The 2708-nt window shown below is 65.0% G+C and carries 3 protein-coding genes and 4 tRNA genes; 2 read left to right on the top strand and 5 right to left on the bottom strand.

Features of this window, described 5'->3' with window-relative positions:
* Positions 1-578: 578 nt before the first annotated feature.
* Positions 579-908 (top strand): hypothetical protein, encoded by a 330-nt coding sequence (locus VFH65_RS07100; protein WP_353320447.1) that lies wholly within the window; start codon positions 579-581, stop codon positions 906-908.
* Between the two features lie 68 nt (positions 909-976).
* Here the strand turns inward: VFH65_RS07100 and VFH65_RS07095 are convergent.
* The 5 genes from VFH65_RS07095 to VFH65_RS07075 form a co-directional block, all read right to left on the bottom strand.
* Positions 977-1051, bottom strand: a tRNA-Val gene (locus VFH65_RS07095).
* Between the two features lie 12 nt (positions 1052-1063).
* Positions 1064-1137 (bottom strand) — tRNA-Cys (locus tag VFH65_RS07090).
* Between the two features lie 27 nt (positions 1138-1164).
* A tRNA-Gly gene (locus VFH65_RS07085) sits at positions 1165-1237 on the bottom strand.
* 105 nt (positions 1238-1342) lie between these two features.
* Positions 1343-1873 carry a DUF6636 domain-containing protein gene (locus VFH65_RS07080; RefSeq protein WP_353320446.1) on the bottom strand — a complete coding sequence of 177 codons (531 nt, stop codon included), beginning with the start codon at positions 1871-1873 and terminating at the stop codon, positions 1343-1345.
* Between the two features lie 37 nt (positions 1874-1910).
* Positions 1911-2438, bottom strand: a complete 528-nt coding sequence (locus VFH65_RS07075) for a DUF6636 domain-containing protein (protein ID WP_353320445.1) — start codon at positions 2436-2438, stop codon at positions 1911-1913.
* A gap of 134 nt (positions 2439-2572) precedes the next feature.
* Between VFH65_RS07075 and VFH65_RS07070 the strand changes: the two genes are divergently transcribed.
* Positions 2573-2644, top strand: a tRNA-Val gene (locus VFH65_RS07070).
* The last annotated feature ends 64 nt before the right edge of the window (positions 2645-2708 follow it).

Raw genomic sequence — 2708 nt, 5'->3', positions numbered from 1 at the left:
GCCTGCGCCGCGCCCACCAATACCACCGGCCACAGCACGCCCGCTAAGGCGGCAGTCAGCACTCGCCCGACCTTGGCCGACACCGCAAAAACCGCAGCTGAGGTGATCAGCGCACCGACGCAATACACCGCGAGCAGCAGGCCTGCACTCATGTTGCCCTTCCAGCTACTTGCTCCGATGACGCCAGCGCATGGCACCTGCGTGTAGTTTGCCACGGTGTGGGCGTGTTTCGCTAGACATGACAATTCGCTCGCTGCGATAACAGCAAGCGATTACTGGGTCGTGTCATGCGAAGGTGCCTGGGTTTGTGAGGTGCCGTCGGTCAGGTGCATGCCGCGAAGGGCGGCGTGTTCTGGCTGTGGTCCGTCCTAGTGTGCCCGGCACCCCTGGGAGGTTACGACTGCACGGCGAAAATGGGGTAGTCGACTACTCCATACACGCGTGCTCCAGGGCCTGACGATGGCGGTACAAGAGCAAACGCGCAGCCGTAGTCGTCGGGAATCGGCAGTCACCCCAAGGCCTGCAATACCGCACTGGCGAGACGGACATGGCGGCGTGCCTTACGAAAGGAACACACCATGAATCGAGTTTCGCGGTTCGCAGTGACTGCGCTGGCGTCTGGTGCTTTGGGTCTGGCTGGTTTGGGGCTGGGCGCAGGTATCGCCGCGGCGGCGCCGCCGTCCGGGCCCTATACGTGGTGCCCGGGGGACGACCCTGGCGGTGGACCGGGCGGCCCATTCAATTCACCGGGCCCACCGAACTGGGACTGGAACGTCTGCCATACCTGGTACAGCGTCAACTGGGGGCAGGGCAACGTTTCGCTGACTATTTGGGACGGACCGAATCCTCCACCAGATAACCGTGGCCCCGTGGGGCCGTGCTCGCTGCTCGACACCAGGGGTTGCTAGGTCCGCGGCTGCCGTTCAGTGGATACAGCGAAGGCCCGGCAATAGCCGGGCCTGACCTGCGTTGATGTTGGTGCGCGATACTGGGATTGAACCAGTGACCTCTTCCGTGTCAGGGAAGCGCTCTCCCGCTGAGCTAATCGCGCCGGGAACCTCAATGGAGGTGGAGACGGGAATCGAACCCGTGTGCACGGCTTTGCAGGCCGTTGCCTCACCACTCGGCCACTCCACCGCTGGGGTTGATGCCACTGCACCTTCGAGCGGATGACGGGATTCGAACCCGCGACCCTCACCTTGGCAAGGTGATGCGCTACCAACTGCGCTACATCCGCGCGCCACGAACGACATGTCGCCCGTCGCGAAGGACGACGATAGTCCACCAAAGTGTAGCCGCACAAATCCCGACGACGGCCGTCGCGCCGTAGCGTCCGCCGCGGTCAGAACAGCCGATACGCCTCACGGGAAATCGAGAACCCCTGGCCGGTTTCGACATCCCGACAAGTGATGCCCGACTCCGCGCTGTCGCACTGCACCGGCCCGGCGGTGATCGACTCGCCGTAGGGGAGAGGGCTGGCGTCCGGCGCGAGTGCCGTGTCGCCGGCGCAGACGAATTCGGCGCTGCCTCCGGGCTCGAGCGAGATGCCCTGCCCGTAGTCGAATTCGCAATCCGCCGGGCGAGGCGGTGGCGACCAGTCGGCCTCGGCGATGTCGCAGCGGACATAGTCCACGTCGATGAAGCAGCCGACGTTGCCGCTCGGCGACCTGAACCCGGTGAACTCGTACACCTCGCGGTAGGTCGCCGGCTGACCGGTCGATCTGTCGGGCTTTGCCACCGTCGCAGATACCTTCGTCTGCTCGGTGATCGGCGCCGAACTTCCAGATTGGGTGTCGGCCGAGCCGCTGCTGCACGCAGCAAGCACCGCCATTGCGACTGACAGAGCGGGCACCACGACACCGGGGCGGATCATGCTGCTGGACGATACCGGCGCAATCTTCGTCGACACCTCAGAACAGCTCGTTCGCATCGTAAGAGAGCGAAAAGCCGTGGCCCGTTTCGGTATTGCGGCACGTGATGCCCGAATCCACGCTCTCGCATCGAAACGCGCCGGAAGCGATGGATTCGCCATCGGCGAGCAGGTCCTCGCTACCGAAGACGGTGTCGTCGGTGCAGATGAACTCCGCGGGCTCGTCGATCCCGATCGCGATCATGTGCCCGTAGCTCCCTTGACAGTCCGCGGGAGTCGGCGGTGTCGGCCAGCTGGCATCGATAATGTCGCAGCGAGCGCCCACGTTCATATCGACGTTGCAGGCGATGTTGCCGTCCGGCGACAGGAATGACGCGCTCTCGACGGCGTCCCCGTCAGGTGCTGGTGAGGTCGACTGCACGGGCCGCGCCGGCGCCGTTGCCTGCCCGGTGACCGGAGTTGCGGTGGACGCGGCCTGCACATCTGTCGGGCTGCCGCAGCCCGACAGGGCGATCACCGCGGCGAATCCGGCAACTGCAGCGGCGAGGCGTTCGGCACGGTGAGTCATCGCGTGACCATAGCCCCAGCAACGCTCAGCCGCCGAAGGAACGACTCAACGCATCGGCTGTCTTCGGGCACATGCGGAGTGATGCCGATTCCGGCCAGGCGCCCCACACGTGTTAGTCTTCGACGTCGGTCCCCGGTCTCGTAGCTCAGGGGGAGAGCGTCCGCCTCACACGCGGAAGGTCACTGGTTCGATCCCAGTCGGGACCACCCTCAATCACATCGCGGCCTAGCGGAGTAGCAGCGCGCGGCTCAGAACAATCCGCAGCCGCGA

The organism is Mycobacterium sp., assembly GCF_035697385.1.
GTDB lineage: Bacteria > Actinomycetota > Actinomycetes > Mycobacteriales > Mycobacteriaceae > Mycobacterium.
The sequence above is the reverse complement of the archived record's forward strand: the minus strand, read 5'-3'. Positions and strand labels throughout refer to the sequence as shown.